The sequence below is a fragment of the Spirosoma terrae genome, assembly GCF_010435915.1.
Taxonomy (GTDB): Bacteria; Bacteroidota; Bacteroidia; order Cytophagales; family Spirosomataceae; genus Spirosoma; species Spirosoma terrae.
The window spans coordinates 985,669-1,011,175 of record NZ_JAAFZH010000001.1 but is presented as its reverse complement, the minus strand read 5'-3'; the positions used below and the strand labels follow the sequence as shown (position 1 = coordinate 1,011,175).

The 25,507-nt window shown below is 47.6% G+C and carries 22 protein-coding genes and 1 tRNA gene; 12 read left to right on the top strand and 11 right to left on the bottom strand.

All coding sequences use genetic code 11. From position 1 onward, the window contains the following. Positions 1-52: 52 nt before the first annotated feature. On the top strand, positions 53-1,936 hold the full coding sequence (locus tag GK108_RS04470) for a monovalent cation:proton antiporter-2 (CPA2) family protein (protein ID WP_163943360.1): 1,884 nt from the start codon (positions 53-55) through the stop codon (positions 1,934-1,936). 103 nt (positions 1,937-2,039) lie between these two features. Here GK108_RS04470 and GK108_RS04465 read toward each other — a convergent pair whose 3' ends face one another. The 3 genes from GK108_RS04465 to GK108_RS04455 all read right to left on the bottom strand — a co-directional run bounded on the left by GK108_RS04465 (position 2,040) and on the right by GK108_RS04455 (position 5,416). Beyond that, positions 2,040-3,347 carry a Gfo/Idh/MocA family protein gene (locus tag GK108_RS04465; protein ID WP_163943357.1) on the bottom strand — a complete coding sequence of 436 codons (1,308 nt, stop codon included), beginning with the start codon at positions 3,345-3,347 and terminating at the stop codon, positions 2,040-2,042. Positions 3,348-3,441: 94 nt separating this feature from the next. Further along, a complete protein-coding gene (locus GK108_RS04460; protein ID WP_163943354.1) occupies positions 3,442-4,203 on the bottom strand; it encodes a hypothetical protein in 762 nt (253 codons plus the stop codon). A gap of 10 nt (positions 4,204-4,213) precedes the next feature. After that, positions 4,214-5,416 carry a dipeptidase gene (locus GK108_RS04455; protein WP_163943833.1) on the bottom strand — a complete coding sequence of 401 codons (1,203 nt, stop codon included), beginning with the start codon at positions 5,414-5,416 and terminating at the stop codon, positions 4,214-4,216. Positions 5,417-5,611: 195 nt separating this feature from the next. Here GK108_RS04455 and ubiE point away from each other — a divergent pair, with 195 nt between their 5' ends. The 3 genes from ubiE (at position 5,612) to GK108_RS04440 (ending at position 7,306) form a co-directional block, all read left to right on the top strand. Next, positions 5,612-6,337: a bifunctional demethylmenaquinone methyltransferase/2-methoxy-6-polyprenyl-1,4-benzoquinol methylase UbiE gene (ubiE, locus tag GK108_RS04450; protein ID WP_163943351.1), complete on the top strand. Its 726-nt coding sequence runs from the start codon at positions 5,612-5,614 to the stop codon at positions 6,335-6,337. Positions 6,338-6,405: 68 nt separating this feature from the next. Further along, on the top strand, positions 6,406-7,095 hold the full coding sequence (gene porT, locus GK108_RS04445; protein ID WP_246224693.1) for a type IX secretion/gliding motility protein PorT/SprT: 690 nt from the start codon (positions 6,406-6,408) through the stop codon (positions 7,093-7,095). 136 nt (positions 7,096-7,231) lie between these two features. After that, positions 7,232-7,306 (top strand) — tRNA-Val (locus GK108_RS04440). A gap of 293 nt (positions 7,307-7,599) precedes the next feature. Here the strand turns inward: GK108_RS04440 and GK108_RS04435 are convergent. After that, positions 7,600-8,361, bottom strand: coding sequence for a cupin domain-containing protein (locus GK108_RS04435; RefSeq protein ID WP_163943348.1), 762 nt, complete (start codon positions 8,359-8,361; stop codon positions 7,600-7,602). Positions 8,362-8,696: 335 nt separating this feature from the next. Between GK108_RS04435 and GK108_RS04430 the strand changes: the two genes are divergently transcribed. Beyond that, positions 8,697-8,933, top strand: a complete 237-nt coding sequence (locus GK108_RS04430; protein WP_163943345.1) for a hypothetical protein — start codon at positions 8,697-8,699, stop codon at positions 8,931-8,933. Between the two features lie 51 nt (positions 8,934-8,984). Here GK108_RS04430 and GK108_RS04425 read toward each other — a convergent pair whose 3' ends face one another. Further along, positions 8,985-9,185 carry a hypothetical protein gene (locus GK108_RS04425; protein ID WP_163943342.1) on the bottom strand — a complete coding sequence of 67 codons (201 nt, stop codon included), beginning with the start codon at positions 9,183-9,185 and terminating at the stop codon, positions 8,985-8,987. 216 nt (positions 9,186-9,401) lie between these two features. Then, positions 9,402-9,776, bottom strand: a complete 375-nt coding sequence (locus GK108_RS04420) for a hypothetical protein (protein WP_163943339.1) — start codon at positions 9,774-9,776, stop codon at positions 9,402-9,404. A 420-nt stretch (positions 9,777-10,196) separates the two neighbouring features. On the opposite strand from GK108_RS04420, the gene GK108_RS04415 reads away from it, so the two are divergent. The 3 genes from GK108_RS04415 to GK108_RS04405 all read left to right on the top strand — a co-directional run bounded on the left by GK108_RS04415 (position 10,197) and on the right by GK108_RS04405 (position 14,810). Further along, positions 10,197-12,965, top strand: a complete 2,769-nt coding sequence (locus GK108_RS04415) for a PQQ-dependent sugar dehydrogenase (RefSeq protein WP_163943335.1) — start codon at positions 10,197-10,199, stop codon at positions 12,963-12,965. 83 nt (positions 12,966-13,048) lie between these two features. Then, on the top strand, positions 13,049-13,879 hold the full coding sequence (locus tag GK108_RS04410) for a 3-keto-disaccharide hydrolase (protein WP_163943332.1): 831 nt from the start codon (positions 13,049-13,051) through the stop codon (positions 13,877-13,879). An 85-nt stretch (positions 13,880-13,964) separates the two neighbouring features. Then, on the top strand, positions 13,965-14,810 hold the full coding sequence (locus GK108_RS04405) for a glycoside hydrolase family 16 protein (RefSeq protein WP_163943328.1): 846 nt from the start codon (positions 13,965-13,967) through the stop codon (positions 14,808-14,810). A gap of 70 nt (positions 14,811-14,880) precedes the next feature. On the opposite strand, the gene GK108_RS04400 is transcribed toward GK108_RS04405, so the two are convergent. Then, on the bottom strand, positions 14,881-16,854 hold the full coding sequence (locus tag GK108_RS04400) for a heavy metal translocating P-type ATPase (protein ID WP_163943325.1): 1,974 nt from the start codon (positions 16,852-16,854) through the stop codon (positions 14,881-14,883). Positions 16,855-16,861: 7 nt separating this feature from the next. Further along, positions 16,862-17,488 carry a hypothetical protein gene (locus GK108_RS04395; protein ID WP_163943828.1) on the bottom strand — a complete coding sequence of 209 codons (627 nt, stop codon included), beginning with the start codon at positions 17,486-17,488 and terminating at the stop codon, positions 16,862-16,864. A 441-nt stretch (positions 17,489-17,929) separates the two neighbouring features. Here GK108_RS04395 and GK108_RS04390 point away from each other — a divergent pair, with 441 nt between their 5' ends. Further along, on the top strand, positions 17,930-20,203 hold the full coding sequence (locus tag GK108_RS04390) for an alpha-L-rhamnosidase-related protein (protein ID WP_163943323.1): 2,274 nt from the start codon (positions 17,930-17,932) through the stop codon (positions 20,201-20,203). Between the two features lie 318 nt (positions 20,204-20,521). Further along, complete coding sequence (locus GK108_RS04385) at positions 20,522-21,181, top strand: hypothetical protein (protein WP_163943320.1); 660 nt, start codon at positions 20,522-20,524, stop codon at positions 21,179-21,181. 122 nt (positions 21,182-21,303) lie between these two features. On the opposite strand, the gene GK108_RS04380 is transcribed toward GK108_RS04385, so the two are convergent. Continuing rightward, positions 21,304-21,558, bottom strand: a complete 255-nt coding sequence (locus GK108_RS04380; protein WP_246224652.1) for a hypothetical protein — start codon at positions 21,556-21,558, stop codon at positions 21,304-21,306. A 149-nt stretch (positions 21,559-21,707) separates the two neighbouring features. Further along, positions 21,708-22,130 (bottom strand): LytR/AlgR family response regulator transcription factor, encoded by a 423-nt coding sequence (locus tag GK108_RS04375; RefSeq protein ID WP_163943314.1) that lies wholly within the window; start codon positions 22,128-22,130, stop codon positions 21,708-21,710. 289 nt (positions 22,131-22,419) lie between these two features. Between GK108_RS04375 and GK108_RS04370 the strand changes: the two genes are divergently transcribed. Next, the gene (locus tag GK108_RS04370; RefSeq protein WP_163943311.1) at positions 22,420-22,908 is read left to right on the top strand and encodes a response regulator; all 489 of its coding nucleotides are present in this window, start codon (positions 22,420-22,422) and stop codon (positions 22,906-22,908) included. A gap of 78 nt (positions 22,909-22,986) precedes the next feature. Then, positions 22,987-23,160: a hypothetical protein gene (locus tag GK108_RS04365; RefSeq protein WP_163943308.1), complete on the top strand. Its 174-nt coding sequence runs from the start codon at positions 22,987-22,989 to the stop codon at positions 23,158-23,160. 145 nt (positions 23,161-23,305) lie between these two features. On the opposite strand, the gene GK108_RS04360 is transcribed toward GK108_RS04365, so the two are convergent. Beyond that, complete coding sequence (locus tag GK108_RS04360) at positions 23,306-25,498, bottom strand: alpha-galactosidase (RefSeq protein ID WP_163943306.1); 2,193 nt, start codon at positions 25,496-25,498, stop codon at positions 23,306-23,308. Positions 25,499-25,507: the final 9 nt, after the last annotated feature.

Here is a 25,507-nt window from a genome sequence, read left to right as displayed (position 1 = left end):
TCGACAGCCGATACTTATCGGCTTATATCCACCAGTCAACGCAACAACACTGATGCAGGAAACATTTTTCTTTCAGGCAATGGTTTATCTGGCCGCAGCGGTCATTATGGTTCCCATTGCCAAAAAAATAGGATTAGGTTCCGTTCTGGGTTATCTGCTCGCAGGGATCATTATTGGTCCCGCGGGTTTAAAATTTATTGGGCAGGAAGGCACCGACATCATGCATTTCGCCGAATTTGGCGTTGTCATCATGCTCTTTGTCATTGGTCTTGAGCTGGAACCTTCCCGACTCTGGCGGCTGCGTAAGTCAATTCTTGGCACAGGGGGCTTACAAGTTGGTCTAACCGCCGTTCTGGTTGCCGGTCTGGCGCTGGCTTTTGGTATTGACTGGAAACAAGCCCTTGCGCTGGGTATGATTTGCTCTCTTTCGTCGACGGCCATTGTACTGCAATCGCTTAACGAAAAGGGCCTTATGAAAACCCCCGCCGGTCAAAGCTCCTTTGCAGTGCTTTTATTCCAGGATATTGCCGTCATTCCCATGCTGGCGCTGTTTCCGCTACTGGCTAGTGGCGAAATTGCTCCCGCTACAGAAGGAGGTCACCACAGTGCTAACGTACTGGATTCTTTACCAACCTGGCTTCAGCCCATCATTACGTTAGGATCAGTTGCGGCCGTTGTTATAACAGGGCGCTACGCAACGCCGTATTTATTCCGAATCATTGCCCGGACGGGTATGCGCGAGATGTTTACGGCCACGGCCTTATTGCTGGTAGTTGGCATTGCCGTTCTGATGACAACCGTTGGGTTGAGCCCTGCCTTGGGCACATTTCTGGCGGGTGTCGTACTGGCCAACAGCGAATATCGACATGAACTCGAAAGCGATATCGATCCCTTTAAGGGGCTGCTGCTTGGCCTGTTTTTTATCGCAGTTGGTGCTTCCATCGACTTCGATCTGGTGCTGGCCAATCCGGCACTGATTTTAGGTCTTGTCTTCGGTATTATGCTCGCCAAGCTAGTTGTGTTGTTCTTTCTGGGCCGATCGTTTTCGCTCACCCGCGACCAGAATGCCATTTTCAGTTTCGGGCTTTGTCAGGTTGGCGAATTTGCTTTCGTACTGTTCAGTTTTTCATCGCAGGAAGGCATTTTATCGAAAGAAATAACCGATACCATGACAGCGGTTGTTGCGATCAGCATGGCCCTTACGCCATTGGTTATGTTGGTCAATGAGAAGCTAATGCTACCTCGCTTGACGCTTACAGCCGATGTAGTCGAAGATCGCGAGAGCGATCTCGTTGATGAGCAGGACAGTCCGGTTATCATTGCCGGATATGGGCATTTTGGCAGCACAATAGGCCGTTTTCTACAAGCGAACAATATACGGACAACCGTTTTGGACAGTAACAGCGACAACATCGATCGGTTACGCCGGATGGGCTATCATGTTCATTATGGCGATGCCAGCCGCCATGATTTGCTCGAAATTGCGGGCGCTGCCAAGGCGAAGGTTATTGTTATCGCCATTGGCGATGAAGAGAAGCGGCTGGAGATGATCGAAACGATAAAAAAACATTTCCCGGAACTACACATTCTGGTACGTTCAACTAATCGTTACGATGCCTACGATCTGATGAATGCCGGTATACTACACATCTATCGCGAAACCCTGGACACGAGTCTCCGCGTCGGTATTGATGCTATGACCTTGCTGGGCCACCGTGCGCACGAAGCAACGCGAGCAGCTAAAATGTTTTTTATGCACGATGAACGTACGCTAAAGCGGTTATCAGCGATCCGGAACGATGATGAGTATTATTCGGCCGTTCGGGAAAATCAGCAGGAGTTGAGCCGCCTGATTCAGGCCGACCGAACAGCCACTACGTTACGTGTCGACGAAGGCTGGGATGAAGAAAGCCTAATTGCCGATAACGGATCGTAGCGAACAAAGCTATTCGCTACGTCCTGGACCACACAAAACCCCGGCTTCGATACGTATCGAAGCCGGGGTTTTGTGTAATGTATCGTTCTATCTCCATAAAGAACTAAACCGGATATTGCCACTCGCCCCGATAAGCGCGGCTCAATAACTTGTTGGCTTCCGGATCGTTTTGAATCTGTTTGCCATCCCACTCGACACTACGTCCCAGTTTCAGTGACAACATACCTAACAAAGCCATATTGGTAGAACGCTGCCCGATTTCGATATCACAAACTGGCAGTTTGCTACTTTTGATGCTATCCAGAAAATTACGCCACAGCAAGGCAATATTCTGATCGTCAGGCTTATCTAACTGCGCATCCTGATGAATGATCGGCTTTTTCGAATCGGCCGGGTAGAATGTCCAGCCATCGAGCCATCCCATGTGAAACGTGCCTTCCGTTCCATAAAAATAAACGCCGACAGCCTGTTGTGGATGTGTTTTCTCAGCATTGTTTCCGGCAAATGTCCGGTGTTCCCAAACGGCAGTAAACTTGTCAAACTCAAATGTAGCGACCTGATGGTCAGGCGCATCGCTATTATCCTGTTTGATCGCCCGGCCGCCAGTTGAATATACTTTACGAGGATGATTTTCTTCAGTTACCCATAAAATCTGGTCCATCCAGTGAATGCCCCAGTCACCAAGTGTACCGTTTGCGTAATCCAGAAAATTACGCCAGCTTCTTGGGTGCATCGCTTTGTTATAGGCATGTAAGGGCGCTGGGCCACACCACATATTCCAGTCTATCTCAGCGGGGGCTTCGCTATCGGGTGTTGGCTGACCTGCGCCACCTGCGTAGTGAACAAATGCCCGCGCCATACCAATTTTCCCAAGTTTTCCCGACTGTATAAACTCTCTCCCCGATACGTTATGGGGAGACACGCGCCGGTGCATACCGACCTGGCAGATTTTCCCAGTATCCCGAGCCGCCTTCACCATCGCCTTTCCTTCGTTGATCGTGTGGCTGATGGGTTTCTCTACGTAGACGTGTGCGCCAACTTTCATAGCCGCAATAGCTATTAGCGGATGCCAGTGGTCGGGCGTTGCCACAATAACGATTTCGGGTTTTTCGGTATTCAACATCTCCCGATAGTCGCGATACTGCTTCGGCTTATCGGAGGTCAGTTTAGCGATCTCTTCGCCCGTTTTCTGGAGTTGGCGCGTATCGACATCACAAATGGCTACCAATTTCGATTCGCCAGCCTGCAAAGCAGCGCGCAAAATATTGTTGCCCCACCAGCCAGCCCCGACCAAAGCAGTACGGTATTTTTGCGGGGCTTTACGAGTAATAAAGGCACGAACTTCAATAGGATCAGTAATCAGGGAAGCTCCTGCCAGAGCCGAGGTTTTCAGGAAGTCAGAACGGTTCATGCGAAAGAAAGTATCGTATAAAATGGAAAGAACCTTACTGGCTTTCTTTACCGATTCCCGAACGAGATTAACTGGCAAACGTTACTAATTCGTGCTAGAGCAGCGGCTTTCCGGCCAATGCCTGTATCAGCAAAATGGACACAAACAAACAATACATGATCGCAACAGCGATCACCTGCCAGGAACGTTTGGCCACAAAATAACCAAACAAAGGAAGCAGTTGAAGAGCATGCATCCCGAAAAAATGAGCGATACGCAGATCGCCGTGGTACGTGCTCCAGTTCGTTACGGGCAAACCAGGCCCTCCATCGGGCGCACCAACCGTATGCCCAAGCCGGGCTGCCATCATGAATCCTTCAAAAGCAAATATGACAAAAAGGAGTATGCCGAATCGAATACCCCACCAATACGTAGCAGAAACCGTTGCGGGCTTACACTTGAAAAACAGATAACCAATGTACCCAGTCCACACGGTAAGAATCGTTATGGCAACTCCCATCACAGCAAACAACTCAACATCCAGCGCAGAACTGGTATTGAAGTGCGACAGCCTGCCCAGCGAAGCCTGGCCCGTAATGATGACCAATTCGATGCTCATCACCACCACAACTACCCAGCTATAGACGATCACGCTACGTTGCCGGGGTAGTAATCCGGTGAACCAGCCCATTGTCCAGCAGAAAATCCAGATGGACACAAAAAACTTGGCTGGCTTGACAAAAGCATTGATGCCCAATACGTACTGCTTAGTACTCATGGTCAGCACGAGACAAACAATTGTCCCGATCAGACAAAATAGCCCATACCCGTATAACAGAGCATTTCGACTTTTCAGGGTCTGTAGTATCGTGCTCATATGACTAACCTTATTTAGCCTTAGCCTGGCCCAGAACACGTAGCAGATTACCACCCCAGATTTTGGCAATGTCGGCTTCGGAATATTTTCTACGTAGCAGTTCGACCGTCAGGTTTTCAATCTGGCTGACATCTTCCAGCCTATTGACCCCTCCGCCCCCGTCGAAATCCGATCCAATACCCACGTGATCGATACCCGCGATTTTAACAATATGATCGATGTGATCAGCAATATCGGAAAGGCTGGCCCGCTCAGATGCATAGGCCTTCGATACGGAATCGCTCTGGGCAGCAATTCGGGCTTCCATTTCCGGGGTCGCCACCTTGCCAACCCGCGACATCCGAATTTTCGTTTTAGCGGCCCGATGCTCGTCTGACGGTTTTTTTAGATAATCGCTTACGAAGTTTACCTGCACAACACCCCCTTTGGCCGCAATGGCTTTGATCATCTCGTCGGTCATGTTACGTGGAAAATCGCACAAAGCCCGGCAATTGGAATGCGATGCAATAACCGGTGCTTTCGACAACGCCAGCGCATCGTAGAACGTACTGTCGGCCACGTGTGATACGTCGATCAGGATACCGAGCCGATTCATTTCGACAACGACTTTTTTACCGAATTCACTCAACCCTCCATACATAGGCCCATCGGGGTCGGTGGACGAATCGCCGATAAGGTTATTCGCAAAGTGGGTCAACGTGATATACCGAGCGCCCAGATCGTAATATTTCTGGAGCATCGACAGGTCATCACCGACGGGATAACCATTTTCCATCCCAATAAAAATGGCTCGTTTGCCTGCTTTCTGAATCCGATAGGCGTCGTCGGGCGTAGTAGCGAGTTCGGCCAGATTCGGGTATTTTTTCAGGGCCTTATGAATCAGATCAAACTGATTCAGGGCGTCCCGTTTCGCTTCGGCATGGCCTTCGGGCGTACGGGGTCCCTGTGAGGTATAAACGGCAAAAAACATCGCGTCCATTCCTCCCTGTTTCATCCTCGGAAAATCAATCTGCGACTTATCTTTCTTCGTATCGTGAGCTACTCCTACGTCAAAACCCTCTCCTTTCATCATAATGGGCGCATCGGCATGGGTATCGAGCGTCAGCACGCGCTGATGGATTTTACGGGCTTTCTTAAGCAATTCATCATCGGTAGGTTGTGGAGTCGCCAGGAGCTGTAGCGCCAGCAAAGCTGGCAGAAGGAGAGGAAACATCATGATTCAGATTGTAGAAAGAGTGGCACCAATTGGAAAAATACGGATTCGCTACTGGAATATCAAACTTTCGACCCAAACGTACCGTTATGGCGCTAACTTTGTACTGATTACTACTTGGATGAGCGAATGATAGAATGGTTGGCGAACAAATTATTCAGTCATTCTATCATCACTCATTCATAATTCAACTATATGGCCGTCGTTCCTTATAAAGATAAAGAGACCTCCAAACGTGAGCAGATTGCCGAAATGTTTGACAGCATTTCGCCAAAATATGATTTGTTAAACCATGTTCTGAGTGGCGGCATCGATATTCTCTGGCGCAAACGGGCCATTCGAGAACTAAAGCCGTACAATCCCAAAAAGATTCTGGACATTGCAACCGGAACGGGCGATTTTGCTCTGGAAGCGCTCGCCTTAAAACCCGAAAAAATCATTGGTGTTGATATTTCGGAGGGTATGCTGGCCGTTGGCCGCGACAAAATGAAGGAGCGCGGAGTTGACAAAATCATTGAGATGCGCTCAGGCGATTCCGAACGTTTACCATTCGGAGACAATGAATTCGACGCTGTAATCGTTTCGTTTGGTGTACGGAACTTTGAGAATCTGCAGAAGGGCTTAACGGATATGCAACGAGTTGTCCGACCGGGCGGTGTCTGTGTCGTTCTGGAATTCTCAAATCCGCGTCAGTTCCCGTTTAAACAGGTATATAATTTTTATTCTCGTACTATTCTGCCGCTCATTGGGCGTATGGTAAGTAAAGACGCATCGGCTTATACGTATTTACCCGAATCCGTACAGGCATTTCCTGATGGCTCTGACTTTCTGCGCATCTACGAAGCAGCCGGATTCACCAACACGAAATGGATACCGCTAACCTTCGGCGTTGCTTCTATCTACATAGGCCACAAACAATAGGATTCAGTTTACCCATGCTGATTCAACGTTTCTCTGCATGGCGCAGCTCTTGGAAGACGATGGCCCGGATGGCCGTTCTCTTCGCTCTATTGTTCTTTACGTTGCCATCAAACGTACAGGCGCAGGGGTACAAGTATGTTCGGAAGCATCTGGAACGTTACGACGATAAAGAAATCCATTACGGTTTTTTCTTTGCCATGCCCGTTACCCGGTTTAGCGTTGGTTACAGTCCTTCTTTTCTGACGGCCGACTCTGCCTATCGAATATACTCGCCCAACAAAGCCAGTTTCCGGGTGGGGTTTGTGGTCAATGCTTTTCTAAACGACCGGTTCGATCTCCGGTTAACCCCTTCGGTATCGCTGTTTAGTCGCGAAGTCCACTATGATTATCCGGGAGGGGCCCAGAAAATCGAGACGCGCGAATCGACCTGGGTTGATCTTCCACTTCTCCTGAAATACAAATCCGAACGACGTAACAATTCGCGGATGTACCTGCTGGCAGGTGGTAGTTTCAGTATTGAGACCAATGTTCGACGTAAAGAACTCCAGGGCGCCAGCAGGCTTAGCACGGGTAATATGGACTTAGCGGTAGAATACGGTGTTGGCTTCGAACAGTTTTTCGAATTCTTCAAATTTGCTCCCGAATTACGTTTTTCGCACGGGCTTTTAAATCTTTATAGGCCCTCTGCCAATGCTGCTGGCATTGGAATCAATCGACTAACTACTCACACTGTTACGTTATATTTAAATTTCGAATAAGTATTTCCTCTGTCTGTCAGTCGATTGCAAAAAACTTTAAAATTTTTTCATAGAAAAGCTTGCAAAACGGTTTAAAAGGCCCCTATATTTGCACTCCCAAACGACGACAACGGTCGCCAAAAAAAAGGAAAAATCAGGGAGTTTAGCTCAGTTGGTTCAGAGCATCTGCCTTACAAGCAGAGGGTCGGGGGTTCGAATCCCTCAACTCCCACTACTGAAAATGAAGCACTTAACAAATAATGTTAAGTGCTTTTTTGTTGGTGTACATTTTAGTGCATGTAGTACTATAAGTTTTTTCAAGATTAGGCTCGGGCGATTGTGTGTTTCGCCAATCTGGTTCTGCTACGGAAAGTTCGGCCATTAGCCAATTAATACAATCGGGTGTTCTATGGTTAGGGGTGTATGATCCTTGAGTAACCCCCAAGCTTATTGGCAAGAAGCTAAAACGAGTCGACAAGTAGCTTTAGCCTATTGGAAACGTATCTCATTGAGGGCTAACGTCCCCTAAAACTGAATCGACAGATACGTACTACGTTGCTGATTGTTATTATCTATACGGTGCGCAATCTCCGACTCAACAAAAACCAGGTCACCAACCTGGACCTCTTTTGTTGTGCCTTCTATAGTCATCTGAACGGGATGATCCAGAACGAGTAAAAGCTCCGCTGCCCGATGAGTCGGTTCCGCATGATCGCTCAAGCCGGGATTGAGGCTCGTCACCTGCATAGCCAGTCGATTGCTCATGATAGTAGGATAATTGACAGCCTGCTGAACACTACCCCGAGCGGTTTCTATAGCACGAACATCGTCCCAATCGACACAGAATGAATGCCCTTTTAACCGATCCAAATCCAGATCGGGCATTTCATTCGATGTATACCGCATCAGATAATAGACCAGCGGTTGATCGGATTTATTATCCACTCGATAGGCATCACCCGGCATAATGACAACCACACTTCCAGATCTCAGTGTCTTACGTTTTTCGCCAAGCGACAGCGTCAAACGGCCAGTTTTTACAATCAGTACACTCTCTTCATCTACTTGTTGAGTAGGCTGTTCGGGTTGATTGGCCAATACAGTAATAGCCTGAAGTAGTACGTGAGAATAATCTCGGGTTATCCCTTCCAATAAAGTCCGCTCTTCGTATCCCGGCTGGCTGGTTACCGGCAACTGAGCAGATGTAAAAACAGTTGATGTGATGTTCTGAGAGTAGCCCTGTATAGAGATCCAAATGATTCCCCAGAAAAGCAGAAAAGGTTTCATAAATAGACGTTCCTTCTGCTGTAAGCGAAAAGCAGCAAGCTTTTACTACTTCACACTAACGAATCTGGGAGTAAGCCTGTTGGTGCTTTTGCACAAGTTTACCTCCCCCAAACAACCCAAGGCAGGCTATAAGCAAACCCATAGTTTGCCAACTGCTCTGTTGCTACGTCGATACGTAGCATCAATGTCAGGCCTGGTTACTTATTGGCCATTCACGCCCAAAACCAGGTTGTTTACGCCAGCGTCAGTACGTAGCAACAAGGTGACAATTACTTTAGAGCAAGGTTTTAACGATATTCTGATTGACGTAAATCGAGCTTGCGGCTACTACTATCATGGTCATTACCTTCGCCCAGTATTCACTGCTATCCAGCCTATCCGATCATGCCAATGCTAACTACGTAGCAGAAAAGCTGGATTTTAACACTGTCCTTATCCACCAACTAGTAGCGGAACTCATGATGCTGGAACTCATAGAACCAAACCATTCATCTGGCTCCTACTGTTTAACGAGCGAAGGAATACGTAGTTTGCTTGATTATGAACGGGACAATCCAACTCTGAAGCGGTAGTTTCTACACTAACCAAGCGATTGATCGATTAGGAAGTAATACAATCAGAAGCTAAAAGACAGATCCTACTTCCTGCCACCACTGATATGTATACCCAACGATGTCGACAAATTCGAGTATAATCAAAATGGCAGCGAACAGAAGCATAACCCCCGTAATGCCCTTATTGACCAGGCTTTTTGTTCCTGCACTATTCGCAGTTACATCCGTTTTAGCTTTTTTTCTGACTTTTTTTCTCTTTCTGGCAGCCATTTTCCAATAACGATTAAGGTAGTTTACGCTCTATGTACCAACCAATTGAATCAGTACAATCGAATGCGTAGTTTAGACAACTGGAAAATTGCCGCAGAACTCTAAAAGTAAGCTTAGAAACTGCTTAGAATTTGATTAGAAACAACGCTCAATAAATACCATAAAACAAAAAGCCCAGCTCACGCCAGGCTTTCCGCTAGAATAGGTTGACTAAATTTATTGCATAGCTACAAGGCGACTGCTTGTCTCTACAGGTTTGGTCGATAGGTCTAACTGTTTGCGAATGCTCCCTTCTTTCGACACAACTTCCAGCTCATATTTACCATCAGCCAGTTGATTTACATTGAGCTTTACTGCCAGTTTATCCTCTTTACGACGCAAACTCTGACGAAATACCACCTGATTATCAGAATCACGTAATACTAGTTCGGCGTACGAATTCGCAGGTTTAATCACAGATACACGAACTTGATTGTCATTGGTCACGAAAGCACTGGCATCAAATGTCGCCGATTTAGGTGTCGTAGTATCAGTCAGAGACGAAGTGCTGATCAAGGCAGAAAGAGCTAGTTTACTTAGTAATGTTAACATGGGAGTAGTTATTTAACGTGTTGTTTATTGTTCATTCACCTATATGCCAAAGCTCATGCCAAGAATTTAAACACCCTAACAATCAACCACTTAACAAAATACATAAACTATACACCTGTCCGTATCTGGACAACAATTGTTCACGCCCGGACAAAATAACGGACCTGGCTGACATAATCTGCCAGTGAAAACTCATCTCCGAATTATCAGTAACAACCCAATAGAAGAAAAATGATTACAGCGAAGAAATGCAGCAGCAGCAGGGCCTACTTTAGCTCATATTTCGACAAAAGCAGACGCCATTTCTGATGGGAAACGTACTATTTTTGCACGAGTCAAAACCCTTTTACTGACGGGCAAAACCTCCGAGTCAATCCAGCCCCGGCCAGTTGTTTTTCACTACGTATCATCCATTATTCCATGTTCATTCCTTTCATCAAATACAGTCTATCACTCGGGCTTTGGCTTGGACTAACAACTACGCCTACCGACTGGATACCGCAACGTCAACCAGCGACCAATCCAGCATCAGCGTTCGCCGATACGCTGAACCGCCCCGAAGAAAATCGCTTCACCAAAACCATTCTGTCCAACGATCTTAATGAGCCAATGGAGCTGGCCGTTGCGCCGGATGGTCGGGTGTTTTTTGTGGAACGAGCAGGCAAGTTCTACCTCTACGACCCTGTTTCGAAGAAAACACGGCTGTTGTACGACTTTCCGGCCAAAGCCATCGATAAATACCTCAACGGCCTGTTGGGCATGACCATCGACCCTAATTTCAACCAAAACCACTACCTGTATTTCTTCTACACGGTTCAGGACAAAGAACAAACGAAACAACGTATTGCCCGATTCATTATGAATGACGACAATACGCTGGACGTAGCCAGTGAAAAAGCTATTATCGAATTTCCAATCGATCTGGAAGTCAGTGCGCATACAGGCGGCTCTATGGCCTGGGATGCGCACGGCAACCTATTTATTTCTACGGGCGACAATACGGTTCCATTTGAATCATCGGGTCACGCACCCATCGACGAACGTAGTGGCCGCTTAACATTCGATGCGCAACGGTCGGCTGGAAACCCAAACGATCTACGCGGAAAAATCTTACGAATTCATGTCGAACCCGACGGGTCATACACGATTCCTGAAGGAAATCTTTTCCCCAAAGGCACCGCCGGAACCCGGCCCGAAATATACGTAATGGGCTGCCGGAACCCGTATCGGATTTCGGTCGACCCCACTACGTCGATTTTATATTGGGGCGAAATTGGGCCCGATGCTGGTACAGATGGGAAGCAGGGCCCACGCGGCTACGACGAATTTAATCAGGCTAAGAAAGCAGGTAACTACGGCTGGCCTTATTTCGTGGGCGATAGCAAGCCGTATCATCAATACGATTTTGCCACGAAAGCCGTTGGCCCCTTGTTCGATGTGGACGCACCTGTAAACAATTCGCCCAACAACACAGGCATCAAAAACTTGCCCCCCGCCCAAAAACCCATGATTTGGTATCCCTACAACAAATCGGAAGAATTTCCGGAACTGGGCGTTGGCGGGCGCTGCGCTATGGGTGGACCAGTGTACCACTACGATGCTAATCTGCAATCAACAACTAAACTGCCTGCTTACTACGACAAAGCCGTATTTGTGTATGACTGGATGCGAAACTGGGTGTACGCATTACGCCTGGATGAGCAGCAAAACTGTCAGTCGATGGAGCCATTCATGCCGAAAACCGGCGATTTTCGTCGCCCGGTCGATATGGAAATAGGCCCGGATGGCAGCGTTTATATGCTGGAATACGGCTCAGTTTACGGCATTGATAATGAAGATGCGCGTCTGGTCCGAATTGATTTCAACGGCGGAAACCGCGCCCCAGTCGCCAACGCCATTGCCACCGATACGATTGGTCTGGCACCCTTAACCGTAGCGTTTACCGGCGACAAAAGCCAGGATTTCGACAAAGGCGATAAACTGACCTACGCATGGCGTTTTGACGGAAACACCGCTACGTCGACGGAAGCGAATCCAACGCATACATTCCGCAAAAACGGGATCTATAAGGCAACATTGACTGTAACAGACCAGCACGGCAAATCGAGTACCGATGCCGTAACCATTAAAGTGGGTAACACAGCGCCACAAGTATCGATCCAGACGGGCCAAAACCGCACGTTCTTTTCTCCTAAATCGACCCCGTTTGCGTATACTGTACAGGTCAGCGATAAAGAAGATAAACCCATCGACAAGAAGAACGTAAAGGTCGTACTCAACTACATTCCTAAAGTCAATCCGGAACCGCAGATGGGCCACCAGCAGTTGACCTCGACGTTTAGTTTGGGCAAAAATCTGATTGCTGGCTCTGATTGTAAAGCCTGTCACCAGCTGGCCGCCAAATCGGTCGGCCCGGCGTTTACGGAAGTGGCCAACCGCTACCGCGACGATAAAACAGCTACCGCCAAACTAGCCAACAAGATCATCATTGGCGGTGGGGGCGTCTGGGGCGAACACGCGATGAGCGCCCACCCGCAGCTATCCCGCGAGGAAGCGACTGAAATGGTGAAATATATTCTGTCGGTTGGGAACGAACCAGTTGAGAACCGCCTGCCACAACAAGGTAACGTAACACTCAATCAACACGTTGGCAAAGAACAGCTTGGACGCTACGTATTGACAGCCTCCTACACCGACAAAGGCTCACTGGTACCGCCAACTGGCAAACCGAAAACTCAGCTGGCTTTAACTAAAACTGACCTATTGGTACTACGTCCAACGAAAGTTCTGGGTAGCGAAGCCGACGTGCTGCACAACGTGACCCGGCAGGAGAAACGGCTCGGCAGCATTCATAATCAGTCGTATTTCGTCCTGAAGAATATTGATCTGAAAGGTATTGATCAACTAACCTATCTTTATTCATCGAAAGACAAAAACGCAACAATCGAGGTGCATACCGATTCACCAACTGGACCAGTAATCAGTACATTAGCCTATACCGCAACCGGCGAATGGAAAAATTACAAGGAAATAAGCACCCCAATCCAGAATCCGGGCGGTCAGCACGATCTGTATTTTGTATTCGTCAAGCCAGAAACCCCGAATCGGGACTTGTTTAGCTTAGAATACATTGTATTTGGAAATCAAAACGTTACGTCCTCCGCTAAAACGCCAGCGACCGGCAAGTAAATGACAACAATAGAACGCAGATGGTTATGATATATATGATCTTCATCAATCATAAAATCGGCGTTCTATCAATTTATCTAACTATGCGACAACTCCTATTACTGGTATCTTTTCTGCTCATCAGCACTCTTTGTCAGGCTCAATCGAAAGGCAAATGGATCGAACTGTTCAATGGTAAAGATCTGAAAGACTGGGCCATCAAAATAACGGGCCATCCGCTCAACGACAACTATGGTAATACGTTCCGGGTTGAAGACAAAAAGCTTGTTGTTCGTTACGATCAGTACCAGGCGTTTGATGAGCAATACGGCCATATCTTTTACAAAAAACCGTTTTCGGCCTATTTGCTGGTAGTAGAGTACCGGTTTGTTGGCGATCAGGTAAAAGGAGGCCCCGGCTGGGCCATACGTAACAGCGGGGCGATGCTCCACGGCCAAGACCCCAAAACCATGGGCCTACAACAAGACTTTCCGATTTCGCTGGAAATGCAGTTACTAGGTGGCGATGGCAAACACGAACGTCACACCGCCAACCTGTGTACGCCCGGTACGAATGTAGTACTGGACGGGAAACTGTTTACCCCGCACTGTATCGATTCGAACTCCAAAACCTACGCTGGCGCCCAATGGGTTCATGCCGAAGCGCTGGTCCTTGGCGACTCGCTGGTTAAGCACATTGTTGAGGGCGATACGGTGTTGACCTATACCAAACCTCAAATCGGTGGTGGTAACGTCATTCACGTCGATCCAGCCGTGAAAAAAGATGGCCAATTGATCAAGGAAGGCTACATCTCGCTGCAAAGCGAAAGTCATCCCGTTGAGTTTCGGCGTGTTTCGCTATTCGATTTGTCGCCCTATATGAACAAGCCTAAGCAACTAGCGGCTGTGCTACGTCAGCTACAAACCAGAAAGTAGCCAGTAGCCTGGACGTCCACGTCCGGGTAAGTCATAAATTTAGCATTAGGCTCCCGGACGTGGACGTCCAGGCTACAACTACATCATGCTACGTTCAGGATTATTACTAGCTGCTTCTCTCCTGTCTAGTTTGGCGGGACATGGTCAGCAACCATCAACCCCGAAATCGGATGCAGGCTGGAAACTTGTCTGGGCCGATGAATTCAATACAAACGGGGCGCCTGATGCTAAGAACTGGGTATTTGAGAGCGGCTTTGTCCGCAATCATGAACTGCAATGGTATCAATCCCAGAACGCACGCTGTGAAAATGGTCTGCTGATTATTGAAGGCAGACGGGAGCAACAACCAAATCCAACGTATCAGGCCACTAGCACCGACTGGAAAACCAGCCGCCCTACTATCGACTATACGGCAGCCAGCCTGAAAACAGAAGGGCTCCATAGCTGGCAATACGGCCGATTTGAGATGCGCGGACGCATCGACACCAGCCCCGGTCTGTGGCCTGCTTTCTGGACGTTGGGCGTCGAAGGGGAATGGCCGTCCAACGGCGAAATCGACATCATGGAATATTACCGGAACATGTTGCTCGCTAACGTAGCCTGGGCCACCAACCAACGGTTCAAGGCCGAGTGGCGCTCCACGAAGAAACTCATCCCTTCATTCAACGATCCCGAGTGGGCGAAAAAATTCCACGTCTGGCGGATGGATTGGGACGAAACAGCTATCCGTCTGTACGTTGATGATCAACTACTTAACCAGGTGTTATTGACAGAAACAACGAATCAGAATGGAAGCGATACAAACCCATTTCGGCAACCGCACTACGTATTATTGAACCTGGCGATTGGTGGCGATAACGGTGGCGATCCTGCCAAAACCCACTTTCCTACTCGATTCGAAGTCGATTACGTACGCGTTTATCAACAGTAACCTGGACGTCCTCGTCCGGGAGAGAAACAGTGTATCCTGGATATCAGTCTCCCGGACGAGGACGTCCAGGCTACTGATTTTGTACACGAACGGCATTCAGGATAGCCAGCATGGCTACTCCTACATCAGCGAAAACAGCCTCCCACATCGTAGCAATCCCGCCAGCGCCCAATAGTAAAACAATGCCTTTGACAACCAGCGATAACGTAATGTTTTGCCAGACGATCCGGCGCGTAGCCCGGCCAATGTCAATAGCCGTGGCGATTTTAGCCGGTTCGTCATTCTGAATAATTACATCGGCGGTTTCGATGGTAGCATCCGATCCCAGTCCGCCCATAGCCATACCCACATCGGCTAAGGCCACAACGGGCGCATCGTTAACACCATCACCAACAAAGGCAAGCCTGGCTTTCGGATTCGATGCCATATCGGCTTTCAGGCGTTCTACCTGCTGCACTTTATCTTCGGGCAATAAATCGCCATGCCATTCATCCACACCAACCTGACGGGCCACAGCCTCCACCACAGCCGTTTTATCGCCCGATAACATAACCGTACGAATTCCTTCTGCTTTGATACGTTTTATGGCCGCAGCGGCATCGGGTTTTACTTCATCGGCAATGATAAAATAGCCCGAAAACTGACCGTCAATTGCTGTCAGCACAATCGTATATGGAATCTGAGTAAGCGCTTCATCAAACGCTACGTTGAATTTACGTAACAGTTTACCATTGCCCGCCAGCATTGTTTTTCCAGCCACCTGCCCCTTCAGACCGTGACCCGGAATTTCCTCGACATTCTGCACAGCAATGGATTGATAACCGTCGCCTGCGTAAGCCAGAATAGCCGTCGCCACCGGATGGGTCGATTTGCTTTCTAAAGCGGCCGTAAGTTGAGCCAGTTGCGCTACGTCCAGATTGATCGGTTTAACCTCCTGAACCTTAAACACACCTTTGGTCAACGTACCAGTTTTGTCCATGACAACCGTTTTCAACTGCGTCATAAGATCCAGAAAAACCGATCCTTTCACCAGAATACCCTGACGGGAAGCCGCGCCAATGCCACCGAAATAGCCCAGCGGAATGGAAATCACCAAGGCACACGGACAACCAATAACCAGAAACACCAGCCCCCGATACAACCAGTCAGAAAATTGGTAATCATCTACAAAAAAGTAAGGTACTACGGTGATCAACAGCGCCAACAGACAGATGATCGGGGTGTAGATTTTCGCAAATCGCGCAATAAACTCCTGTGTCTGGGCTTTTCGACCCGTTGCCTGCTGAACCAGTTTAAGAATTCGGGAAAGCTTGGAATCCTGATAAGGCGTTGTTACCTCCATATCGACCAACGATTGCCGATTGATCATACCCGCCAGTACAGTCTCGCCTTTTCGGATGGTGCGAGGTACGCTTTCGCCCGTCAGCGCAGCCGTATCGAACGTACCGCTCTCGGAACGTAACGTACCATCCAATCCTACTTTTTCACCGGGTTTAATCTGTAGCATATCGCCCACCTGAACCGTAGCCGCTTTAACCGTTTCGGTACGTCCATCCCGAAGGCGAGTTACTTCATCAGGACGAATGTCCAGCAGGGCTTTTATGGAACGACGTGCTTTCAGGACAGCGGCATCCTGAAACAATTCGCCAATGGTGTAGAACAGCATCACAGCCACCCCCTCCGGATATTCGCGAATAGCGAAGGCGCCAATGGTAGCCACGCTCATCAGGAAAAACTCCGTAAATACGTTACCATTCACGATGCCGCTCCACGCCCGACGTACGACGGGCCAGCCAACGGGCCAGTAGGCCACTACGTACCAGATCAACCGCCAGGGATCACGAAACCAGCTACTCGCCAACTGATCCAGCGCAATTCCCCCCAGCAACAACAGCAAGCTACTGACGGCAGGGCCATAGGTTCGCCAGGTTTCTGACGTATCGGATCGGGGCGTTGTTTCCGTTGTGGAAACGGTTCCTTCCTCAGCCAGCTCTACTTCATCGTGAGTATGATCGTGATCGTCGTGAGTATGTTCGTGTGCCATGTATACGTCAGAATTCGATGAAAAAATTCAGGATAGCCAGCCCAACCAGGGTCAGGCCAGTAATCAGATTTTCGCGATGTTCGAACCAGTGGGCGTCAATATGCTGAAGTCCTTTCCGGCCAAGCATCACCATAATCAGCATTCCAGACAGCGTTATTACGTTATAGATAGCTGCAACGACCAACACAGCAAACCATCCTTTTGCTCCGGCACTCAAAAAATAAGCTTCAATCTCCAGACAGGGCGACAAAAACATGGCAACAATGAGTGATAACAGCAACGCAGAGAATGAGCGATTCTTTCGGATCGTTCCCGCATCAATATGATCGTGTACATGATGATGGCGTAAATGCTGCATGAGATACCAAAGCCCCAGCGCCAGCAACAGCAACGGAATAGCCCGTTCCGATAATTCGTGATAGCTTTCGGCCAGTTGCCAGCCCGCCAGGCTTACGAGTACCCCCAGCAACGTAGTGCTCAGCGTATGAGCTAATCCGGCCAGAGCCGTCACCATAAGTGTTTGTCGAACGCTCCATTGTTCGGTTTTACCAATCGTTACGAAAGGCAACCAGTGGCTGGGAATGAGGGCGTGAAGCAAGCTAAGCGTTAAACTTCCGGAAATAAGTGCATTCATCATTAACAATTCTTAAAAATCGGTCCAGCCATTATCACCACATCAATGCACAGGCCATACTTGTAAAAGCCAATTCCCTACCCCGATCCGATAGTATAGCAACAGGTTCATTACCAATTTGGTTGCTAATTGATTGATCTGCCCATAACATACGGAAGTTCTATCTTCTATCGGACCAGAGTGATGAGTTTGTCACAGACAGCATCCTGCTGTCTGTGTTGCGAGAGCAACTAACAAGGCCGTTCGGAAACACAGATAGCAGGATGCTGTCTGTAACAAACTCGTGTCCATGGCCACCGTGATTAAAAAAATGGTTGAACACCCTTCTACGTATCAACTGGCGATCTTATACTGGATCAGTATGGATCGTAGCCCGATTCAACTGATTGTATAAAAGCCAGGAAAGCCTGTACACTAACTCATAGACATCAAAAAACCTTCATGCGATATTCTTTCTTTTGTGTACTGCTCTTGTCCAGTCTAACGGCTTTGGCTCAGGCTGTCCCGCCAACATCACTACGTACCGACTTACTGCTTCACACTGATAACGTTTGGAGCAATGGCTTTTTAACGAATCTAACCCTCGATGCCGCCGATTCAACGCATTTTAACGGCCAGCTGGCCCTGATACGTAGTGCTCATCCGTCATTTAGCTGGATCAATCCTGATAAGCGAGCCAATAGCCGCCAAACCGCTTTTCGATTGATTGTCAGCACATCAAAAAAGAACTGTGCCGAAAACGTAGGCGATTTCTGGGATTCGGGGAAGATGGTAAGTAGTCGAAGTAATAGCATCCTGATTCCGCCCGTGCTGGACCCCGACCGAATTTATTTCTGGAAAGTAAAAATCTGGGACGATCAGAATCAGGAAAGTGACTTTTCGGCTCCGAAGGCATTCCGTACAGCTCCTAAACTGGCCGATTACGAAACGCCCTACTATCCGCTCGTCAAAACAGAAGAAGCTCCTCATTCACAGCGTACACTGAGCAAGAACCGGATGCTATATGACTTCGAGAAAGACGCCTTCGGCCAGTTCTACGTAACGGCCAGCACCCAATCGGACCGCGATACGCTGGTGCTGCACGTTGGCGAAGCCGTTACGGCGGATGGGCATGTTAATACAAAACCCGCTGGTACGTTGCGGTATCGCCGGATTCTAGTTCCCTTACAGAAGGGAGTCCATCGCTATGCCGTTCAGTTCAGGCCCGACAAACGTAACACGGGTCCCAAAGCGATTTTGATGCCCGATTATATAGGCGAAGTGCTCCCGTTTCGCTACGTTGAATTGGATTTACCAAATACCGCCCGTATTGATCACATCGTCCGGCAAACGGTCAATTACCCATTCGATGACCAGGCCACTACGTTCAGTAGCTCAGACTCGACCCTGAATCAAATCTGGGATCTCTGTAAGCATACCATCAAAGCCACTACGTTCAGCGGTTATTACGTTGATGGCGACCGCGAGCGGATTCCCTATGAGGGCGACGCCGTTATCAATCAGCTATCTCACTACGCTACCGATGCAGAATACACGATTGCCAAACGCTCCCTGAATTACCTGATTTTTCATGCTACGTGGCCCACAGAATGGTCGTTACAAAATGTACTGATAGCCTGGAACGACTACCTCTATTCCGGCGATTCTCGGGCGGTAGCCGCTCTCTATCCCGATCTGAAAGCCAAACTACTGGTAGCGCTGGCCCGCCCGGATGGACTTATCAGCACCCGTACCGGCCTACAGACGCCGGAGTTTACGAAATCAATTCATTACGAAACCTTCGACGGTCGAACGACGATTCAGGATATTGTCGACTGGCCCCAGCAGGGCGTTCTGGGACTTGGCAAAAAAGAGGTGGGCGAAACCGATGGATTTGTGTTCAGGGACTACAATGCTGTGGTCAACGCGTTTCATTATCAGGGGCTAGTAGTTATGGCGCAGCTAGCTGCTCAGCTTGGCAAAACCGACGACGCTACGTTCTATCGGAACCGCGCCAGCCAGGTAAAAAAAGCGTATCAGACAACGTTTATTGACTCGAAAACAGGGCTGGTTCGGGATGGCGAAGGAACTGACCATTCATCGCTTCATGCCAACATGATGGCGCTGGCGTTTGGCCTGGTTCCCGATAACTATCAGTCGAGCGTGCTGGCTCATATTCGCTCGCGCGGTATGGCGTGTAGTGTGTATGGCTCGCAATTCTTACTGGATGCGCTCTATAACGCCAACGAAAGTACCTATGCCCTGTCTCTGCTGACATCGACCGAAGAACGTAGCTGGTACAACATGATTCGTACGGGCTCGACTATGACCACCGAAGCCTGGGACACGCGCTATAAGCCCAACCAGGACTGGAACCATGCCTGGGGAGCGGCTCCGGCCAATATCATCGTCAGAAAGTTAATGGGAGTAGAACCATTATCGCCCGCTTTCGAGACGGTCCAGATCAAACCCCAACCCGATACGTTACGTCAGGCATCGCTCCAACTGGCGACGCTGAGGGGTACTATTCTAACTTCTTTTGAGAATGCGGCCAATCGATTCATGCTACGTACCACACTACCAGCCAATACCAAAGGAACGGTATATCTACCCCGAAAAAAAGCCAAAGGCCAGATTCGTCAAAACGGTACGGTTGTTAAAGCCAGCCAGGAAGGGAATTACTGGAAAATAGAGGGAGTTGGAGCCGGAACCCATGAATGGGAAGTCGTTTATTGATTTTGTAATCTTCTCATGTTTACGAGCCCGTCAGGATCAATCCTGACGGGCTCGTTTGCGTTTACGTATTCATTGGGCCGATGAGTGGGCGCAGACAGACATTCAATTTAAACACACTTTTTGCAAGTTCATTCAGGAAAACATTCGGTTTACCGAATTATCCTTCGTCCGTAACGGGCTTTCTATGAACTTTGTAAAGCTATCTCATAACGTACTAATGACGTTGATGTAAAACTTCTGACCTATAGCGAACTAGATCTCGATTTCATTCATAAAAGCTCCTATCTTAAGAGCACCGACAATCAAACCAGGAAAATCATGAAATTCATTTTTGCCTTTCTTTTTTTAACGGCAATGGCTACGGCCACGTTTGCCCAAATAGCCAACGACAACAGCTTTTCGATTCAGGTTGATGGCAAAAAATACGATACCCAACCGCGCCGGATACGAATCGGTAATTATTGGTGGGTAACGGCTAATAGCATCAAACCTGATCGGTCGGTTCGAATCTGGTTGGGTAGCTATGATCACAAAGACATTATCGAAACCGGTACGTATCTGATCGTTGACGCCGACAAGCCAGACACCAAAGAGAACAAGAAAAAAATTCAGGATTTGGGCAAATACAAAGGCATTGCCATTGTTAAATACGTTGAAGAAACCCGCGAGCCCCGGATGGAGTATCACGTGGGAAAATCGCAGAACAACGATGAAACCATCGACGTAGCAATGGGGGCAGACGGTTTTCTTCAGGCAACATTCAGTTGCTCACTGGCAGGAAGCTACTGGAAAGAGAAAGCCACGGCTACGGTTTTCGGCGGTGTGGGTCGACTAATCAACAAAATGGAAGATAAAGCGATCACCAAAACAACTGGCTACGACTCCGACATCGATCCCGAAGGGCGTGGGTACGCAAAACAAAGCAAGACCGATACCATTACGTTAACCAATGGTACGTTTAAGCTAAAGATGAATTAGGGTTTCATAACAGCACACAGCTAATCAAAAATGCCTCTGTAGACATCTATAGAGGCATTTTTGATTAGCTGCTCTTCCGAAAATTAGTACATCCCTACCATCAACCGTTGTTATCCAGGCTGCTAATGAGCCAGTCCAACGTGTTCTTCGGCCTCTTCATCTACCTGGTCTAACTCCTCCAGTACCGCTCTGGCAAATGAGGTTTTATCGGACTTACGATAGTTTTCCTTCAGTAAAATGCCAGAAGGTGGTACAAAATCCTGGCTGACACGCTCGCAGGCAGCCCATAATTCAGGATTCAGCTTTACTTTATATTGTCGGATTGGTGTATCTGCTCCGAACCACAGCCGGATTATATTGCCTACTGTTGGCTTCATAATAGTACCCATGATTAATATATCAGTAGAACAAAGACAAATGTTTAATTATTCTACTATAAAATTGAATATTAATCGAAAATTAATTATCTATTTAGCCGTATTTCCCATCTATATATACTTGATTCTGTAGGCATTGCAGAATAAAATTATCGAAAAGAAGCATTTATCGAACGACTCTTTACAGCCGCATTCCCTAACAATTGTTGACGAATTTGCCCCCATCGACGCCGTGAAACCGGGAATGATTGCCCATTAGTCAGCCCAACTTTATAAGCCCCCTCCTTATTTTCTATTCTTTCAATAAACTGCCGGTTAACAATAGCCTTACGATGAAGCTGGATAAACCAGACTGAGGGCAACTGGAGTTGATAATGCTTTACGGTTTTGGTCGTTAGTATACGCTGGTCGTTTTTTAAATTAATCAGGCAATAATTTTTGTCAGCCTCTAAACTGATAATATCAATTACAGCTACCGGACGCCTACCCTTACTCCTCTCATATACACTAATTATAGGCCACTCAAGCAACTCCGCCGGATTGGCTGAGGCCTGTTCAAAAAAGAAAGTCATAACATATCGTTTACTGTATGCTATATACGAGCATAGGTATCGATACAGATTGCAGACCGAACAAATAATCCACTAAACCAATAGAATTAAATACCTTCGATTCTTTTCCGAAAGAAAGGCGTATCACTAACGAAAATAACGCCGACCTACTAATTATATAAACATAAGATCAAGTATAACTTATTTCATTTTATTATTAATTTCGTCAGCTTAACAGCCGCAGTTATGGCAATTATAGTTACATTGCCTATACACATGATGGATAATACCTAGTGATAACCTCCAAATCATGCCTTCTCCAACGAATCCATTAATTTACGCTGTAGATGATGACGAAAACGAACGTTCTCTTCTAAAAGGAGCTTTTGATCATCATTTTACAGAATGTACGCTTCGTTTATTCTCAAATGGGTCAGACCTGCTGGTTCATTTAACACACCAGCTAGATCGTCGATTACCCGATCTTATTATTCTGGATCTGGAGCTGCCCATATTCTCTGGTTTTGAACTTCTTCATATTTTAAAAAGCAACGAAGACTTTCGATTCATTCCGGTCTATATTCTTTCGGCCATTCGTCATACTGATTCCATTCAACGCTGCCGTGAATTAGGCTCATCTAATTTTCTGTATAAGGACAAAGGCCGGACACAGCTCATTTCCTGTATACAACAGTTGCAGGCCATCTGGCTCGATAGTCAGGAGAAAGTAACAAGCCCCGTAAAGCCATTACTAATGACTCCTAATTTTGTTAACACGAGTTACATTTCAGTTAATTAACGAAACATAACCTTTACTAATAATTAATTTTGATTATTTTGCGTCCGAAAAAATCTAATCCACAGAATTTCTCGATGTATGGCCAACCTTTCGAATAACTCATCTGACTCCGAAACCAGCCCTGAAGAGAAATTTTACCGAATGTTAGAGGACTATACGCAGCAGGTTCGCCTACGTTATGCCATGTCGATTCGCCCAAACCTTCCCCGAATCCGCAAAAAATCGGAGAAAAGCATTCTTGAGCTTAAATAAGTCAAACGCCCCGTTTATACCTTTCCGGGTCACGTTATAGTTCTTATCCCAGCATTCTAGCAACACTACTTGTGCCGTGTACCCAGTTTACCGGTTCTGCTATGCCTGTAGATACTCACAGCCCCACAGGCATAGTGCATAGTTTTTATTTACTTTCTGTTAGCTCAAGTACCACGCTAGTTCTACGAGCATCAACTTTTGGGTTGAAACCAACTGTCATCAAATAATTTCCCGAATACGTAGTAGCATCATCATTAATCGATGATTTGGTACCCGGATAGATATTCAGCTCACGGACAGTATATTTTTTGGCGGGGTCAAGTCCTTTCAAACGAATAGGGGCTAGGCTTCCGGCTTTGTATCGATTGTTTGTCAGATAGGAGAACCATACTGCCCGATCTTTGGGCTCACTAACATACATCAGCGATGCTACGTCGCCTTCATAGGGCGACGCTAAACGAAACAGATCACCCTGCCACAAGACGTTTTTGATTTGCTCGTAGGTTTTCAGCGCCTGCTGGCTAAACTGCAATTCTTTCTCATCCAGCTTACTCACGACAATATCGTAACCCAGCTTTCCCATCATGGCTACGTCGGTCCGGAACTTTATGGGCTGTTTTCCCCAGTCTGTTACGTGATTACACGTAGCAATTGACGGGAAGAAATAGGAATAATTCCACTGGATGAATACCCGCTCCAGACCATCGGTATTGTCGCTGGGCCAGAATTCGGTAAAATAACGTAACGCGCCATAATCAACGCGACCGCCACCACCCGAGCAAAGCATCATGGGTAATGTCGGGTATTTTGTGTGCAGGCGTTCCATTACGTTATAGAGCCCCTGTACGTAATCGACATAAAGGTGCGATGGGTTCGAATTGGTAGCCGAAAATGCATTGTAAATGACCGCATTACAATCCCATTTAATATAACCCAATGTAGGATTTTTCGTAACAACATTATCAACGATACTAAACACGAAATCCTGCACCTTCGGATTAGTCAGGTCTAACACCAGCTGGTTGCGGAAATAATACTCCTGCCGGTTAGGCAATTTCAACACCCAATCGGGGTGTTTTTCATACAATTCACTTTTGGGGCTTACCATTTCCGGCTCCAGCCAGATACCAAACTTAATACCTGCCTTTTCGGCTTCTTTTACCAGGTACCCCAATCCGTGCGGCAATTTCTTAACGTTTTCCTGCCAGTCGCCCAGCCCCGCCCGATCATCATTTCTGGGATATTTATTGCCAAACCAGCCGTCATCGAGCAGGAATAAATCAACACCTAATTTTTTACCATCTTTAAAGAGTGCGGTCAGTTTCTCTTCATTAAAATCAAAAAACGTTGCTTCCCAGTTATTGAGCAACGTAACGCGATTACCCTTGCCCTGAGGAATACGGAACTTCCGCGCCCAGCGATGCAGGTTGCGACTTGCTGTTCCTTTGCCCGTGCTGGAATACGTAAACAGAAATGATGGCGTTACAAACTCTTTTCCAGGAGTCAGCGTATAGGCCGATGCATATGGGTTTATGCCAGCCATAAGCCGTAGATTATGCAATGGGTCCACCTCAAAAGCAATCTGGTAGTTACCCGACCAGGCCAGTGTTCCGGCCATTACCTCCCCTTCATCTTCCTGAGCAGGCTGGTTAAGCGCGACTAGAAACGAAGGCGGCTGAAACAAATCGGCCCGCGTTCCCAACTTCGTATCGAGTAGTTTCATTCCTTCCGTCAGCCGTTCTTCGGTCGGGTTCATTTCATTAGCCCAATCGCCGTGGAAATGCGTCAGATAATACTTATGGGCAGGGATGTACAAATTCGCCGATGCGTATTTGTGCAGAACCACATTTTTCTTTTCTGTATGCCGAATAGTGGTCCACTGTTCAATTACGTCTTCATGCTGATACGCTTTGTAATACAACGTTACGTCGAACGGGTATTGCGGATCTTTCAGATAAACGGTTGTTAACGTAACACCACTGGCTTCGGCCTTACTTTCGTGACGAACGTAGCGTAAATCCAGCGACGGGTTCCCGTCGGCGTGAGTAACCTGAATAGCGGGTTCCAGCAAATTGCGGCCACCAGCAGGCGTATAAGCAGAGTTATACAGGCCCGTATAGTCTTCGCCCCGTTTTCCATTTCCTGCAATCTGGGCATATTCATCGGCATTATTGAGCCGTTGACCGAGATGAACAATAGTTGGATTCTGGTCTTTATCGACCCGGATGACCAGAGCCGTTCGGTTGGTTTCAATCGCAATGTGTATGTCGCCGGGAGCACTCCAGGCGGTCGACATAATCAGCAGAAGTAGTACCAGCGAGGTAAAAAGTCGAGACATAGATGGGAG

Bases quoted from the DNA above. Each gene is read 5' to 3' on its own strand.
- porT (WP_246224693.1), top strand. From the start codon at position 6,406: ATGGCCGTTCTCTTCGCTCTATTGTTCTTTACGTTGCCATCAAACGTA.
- GK108_RS04425 (WP_163943342.1), bottom strand. From the start codon at position 9,185: ATGGCTGCCAGAAAGAGAAAAAAAGTCAGAAAAAAAGCTAAAACGGAT.
- GK108_RS04380 (WP_246224652.1), bottom strand. From the start codon at position 21,558: ATGAAGCCAACAGTAGGCAATATAATCCGGCTGTGGTTCGGAGCAGAT.
- GK108_RS04360 (WP_163943306.1), bottom strand. From the start codon at position 25,498: ATGTCTCGACTTTTTACCTCGCTGGTACTACTTCTGCTGATTATGTCG.
- GK108_RS04390 (WP_163943323.1), top strand. From the start codon at position 17,930: ATGCGATATTCTTTCTTTTGTGTACTGCTCTTGTCCAGTCTAACGGCT.
- ubiE (WP_163943351.1), top strand. From the start codon at position 5,612: ATGGCCGTCGTTCCTTATAAAGATAAAGAGACCTCCAAACGTGAGCAG.
- GK108_RS04375 (WP_163943314.1), bottom strand. From the start codon at position 22,130: ATGACTTTCTTTTTTGAACAGGCCTCAGCCAATCCGGCGGAGTTGCTT.
- GK108_RS04430 (WP_163943345.1), top strand. From the start codon at position 8,697: ATGGTCATTACCTTCGCCCAGTATTCACTGCTATCCAGCCTATCCGAT.
- GK108_RS04420 (WP_163943339.1), bottom strand. From the start codon at position 9,776: ATGTTAACATTACTAAGTAAACTAGCTCTTTCTGCCTTGATCAGCACT.
- GK108_RS04460 (WP_163943354.1), bottom strand. From the start codon at position 4,203: ATGAGCACGATACTACAGACCCTGAAAAGTCGAAATGCTCTGTTATAC.
- GK108_RS04365 (WP_163943308.1), top strand. From the start codon at position 22,987: ATGGCCAACCTTTCGAATAACTCATCTGACTCCGAAACCAGCCCTGAA.
- GK108_RS04370 (WP_163943311.1), top strand. From the start codon at position 22,420: ATGCCTTCTCCAACGAATCCATTAATTTACGCTGTAGATGATGACGAA.
- GK108_RS04385 (WP_163943320.1), top strand. From the start codon at position 20,522: ATGAAATTCATTTTTGCCTTTCTTTTTTTAACGGCAATGGCTACGGCC.
- GK108_RS04405 (WP_163943328.1), top strand. From the start codon at position 13,965: ATGCTACGTTCAGGATTATTACTAGCTGCTTCTCTCCTGTCTAGTTTG.
- GK108_RS04400 (WP_163943325.1), bottom strand. From the start codon at position 16,854: ATGGCACACGAACATACTCACGACGATCACGATCATACTCACGATGAA.
- GK108_RS04395 (WP_163943828.1), bottom strand. From the start codon at position 17,488: ATGAATGCACTTATTTCCGGAAGTTTAACGCTTAGCTTGCTTCACGCC.
- GK108_RS04435 (WP_163943348.1), bottom strand. From the start codon at position 8,361: ATGAAACCTTTTCTGCTTTTCTGGGGAATCATTTGGATCTCTATACAG.
- GK108_RS04410 (WP_163943332.1), top strand. From the start codon at position 13,049: ATGCGACAACTCCTATTACTGGTATCTTTTCTGCTCATCAGCACTCTT.
- GK108_RS04415 (WP_163943335.1), top strand. From the start codon at position 10,197: ATGTTCATTCCTTTCATCAAATACAGTCTATCACTCGGGCTTTGGCTT.
- GK108_RS04465 (WP_163943357.1), bottom strand. From the start codon at position 3,347: ATGAACCGTTCTGACTTCCTGAAAACCTCGGCTCTGGCAGGAGCTTCC.
- GK108_RS04470 (WP_163943360.1), top strand. From the start codon at position 53: ATGCAGGAAACATTTTTCTTTCAGGCAATGGTTTATCTGGCCGCAGCG.
- GK108_RS04455 (WP_163943833.1), bottom strand. From the start codon at position 5,416: ATGTTTCCTCTCCTTCTGCCAGCTTTGCTGGCGCTACAGCTCCTGGCG.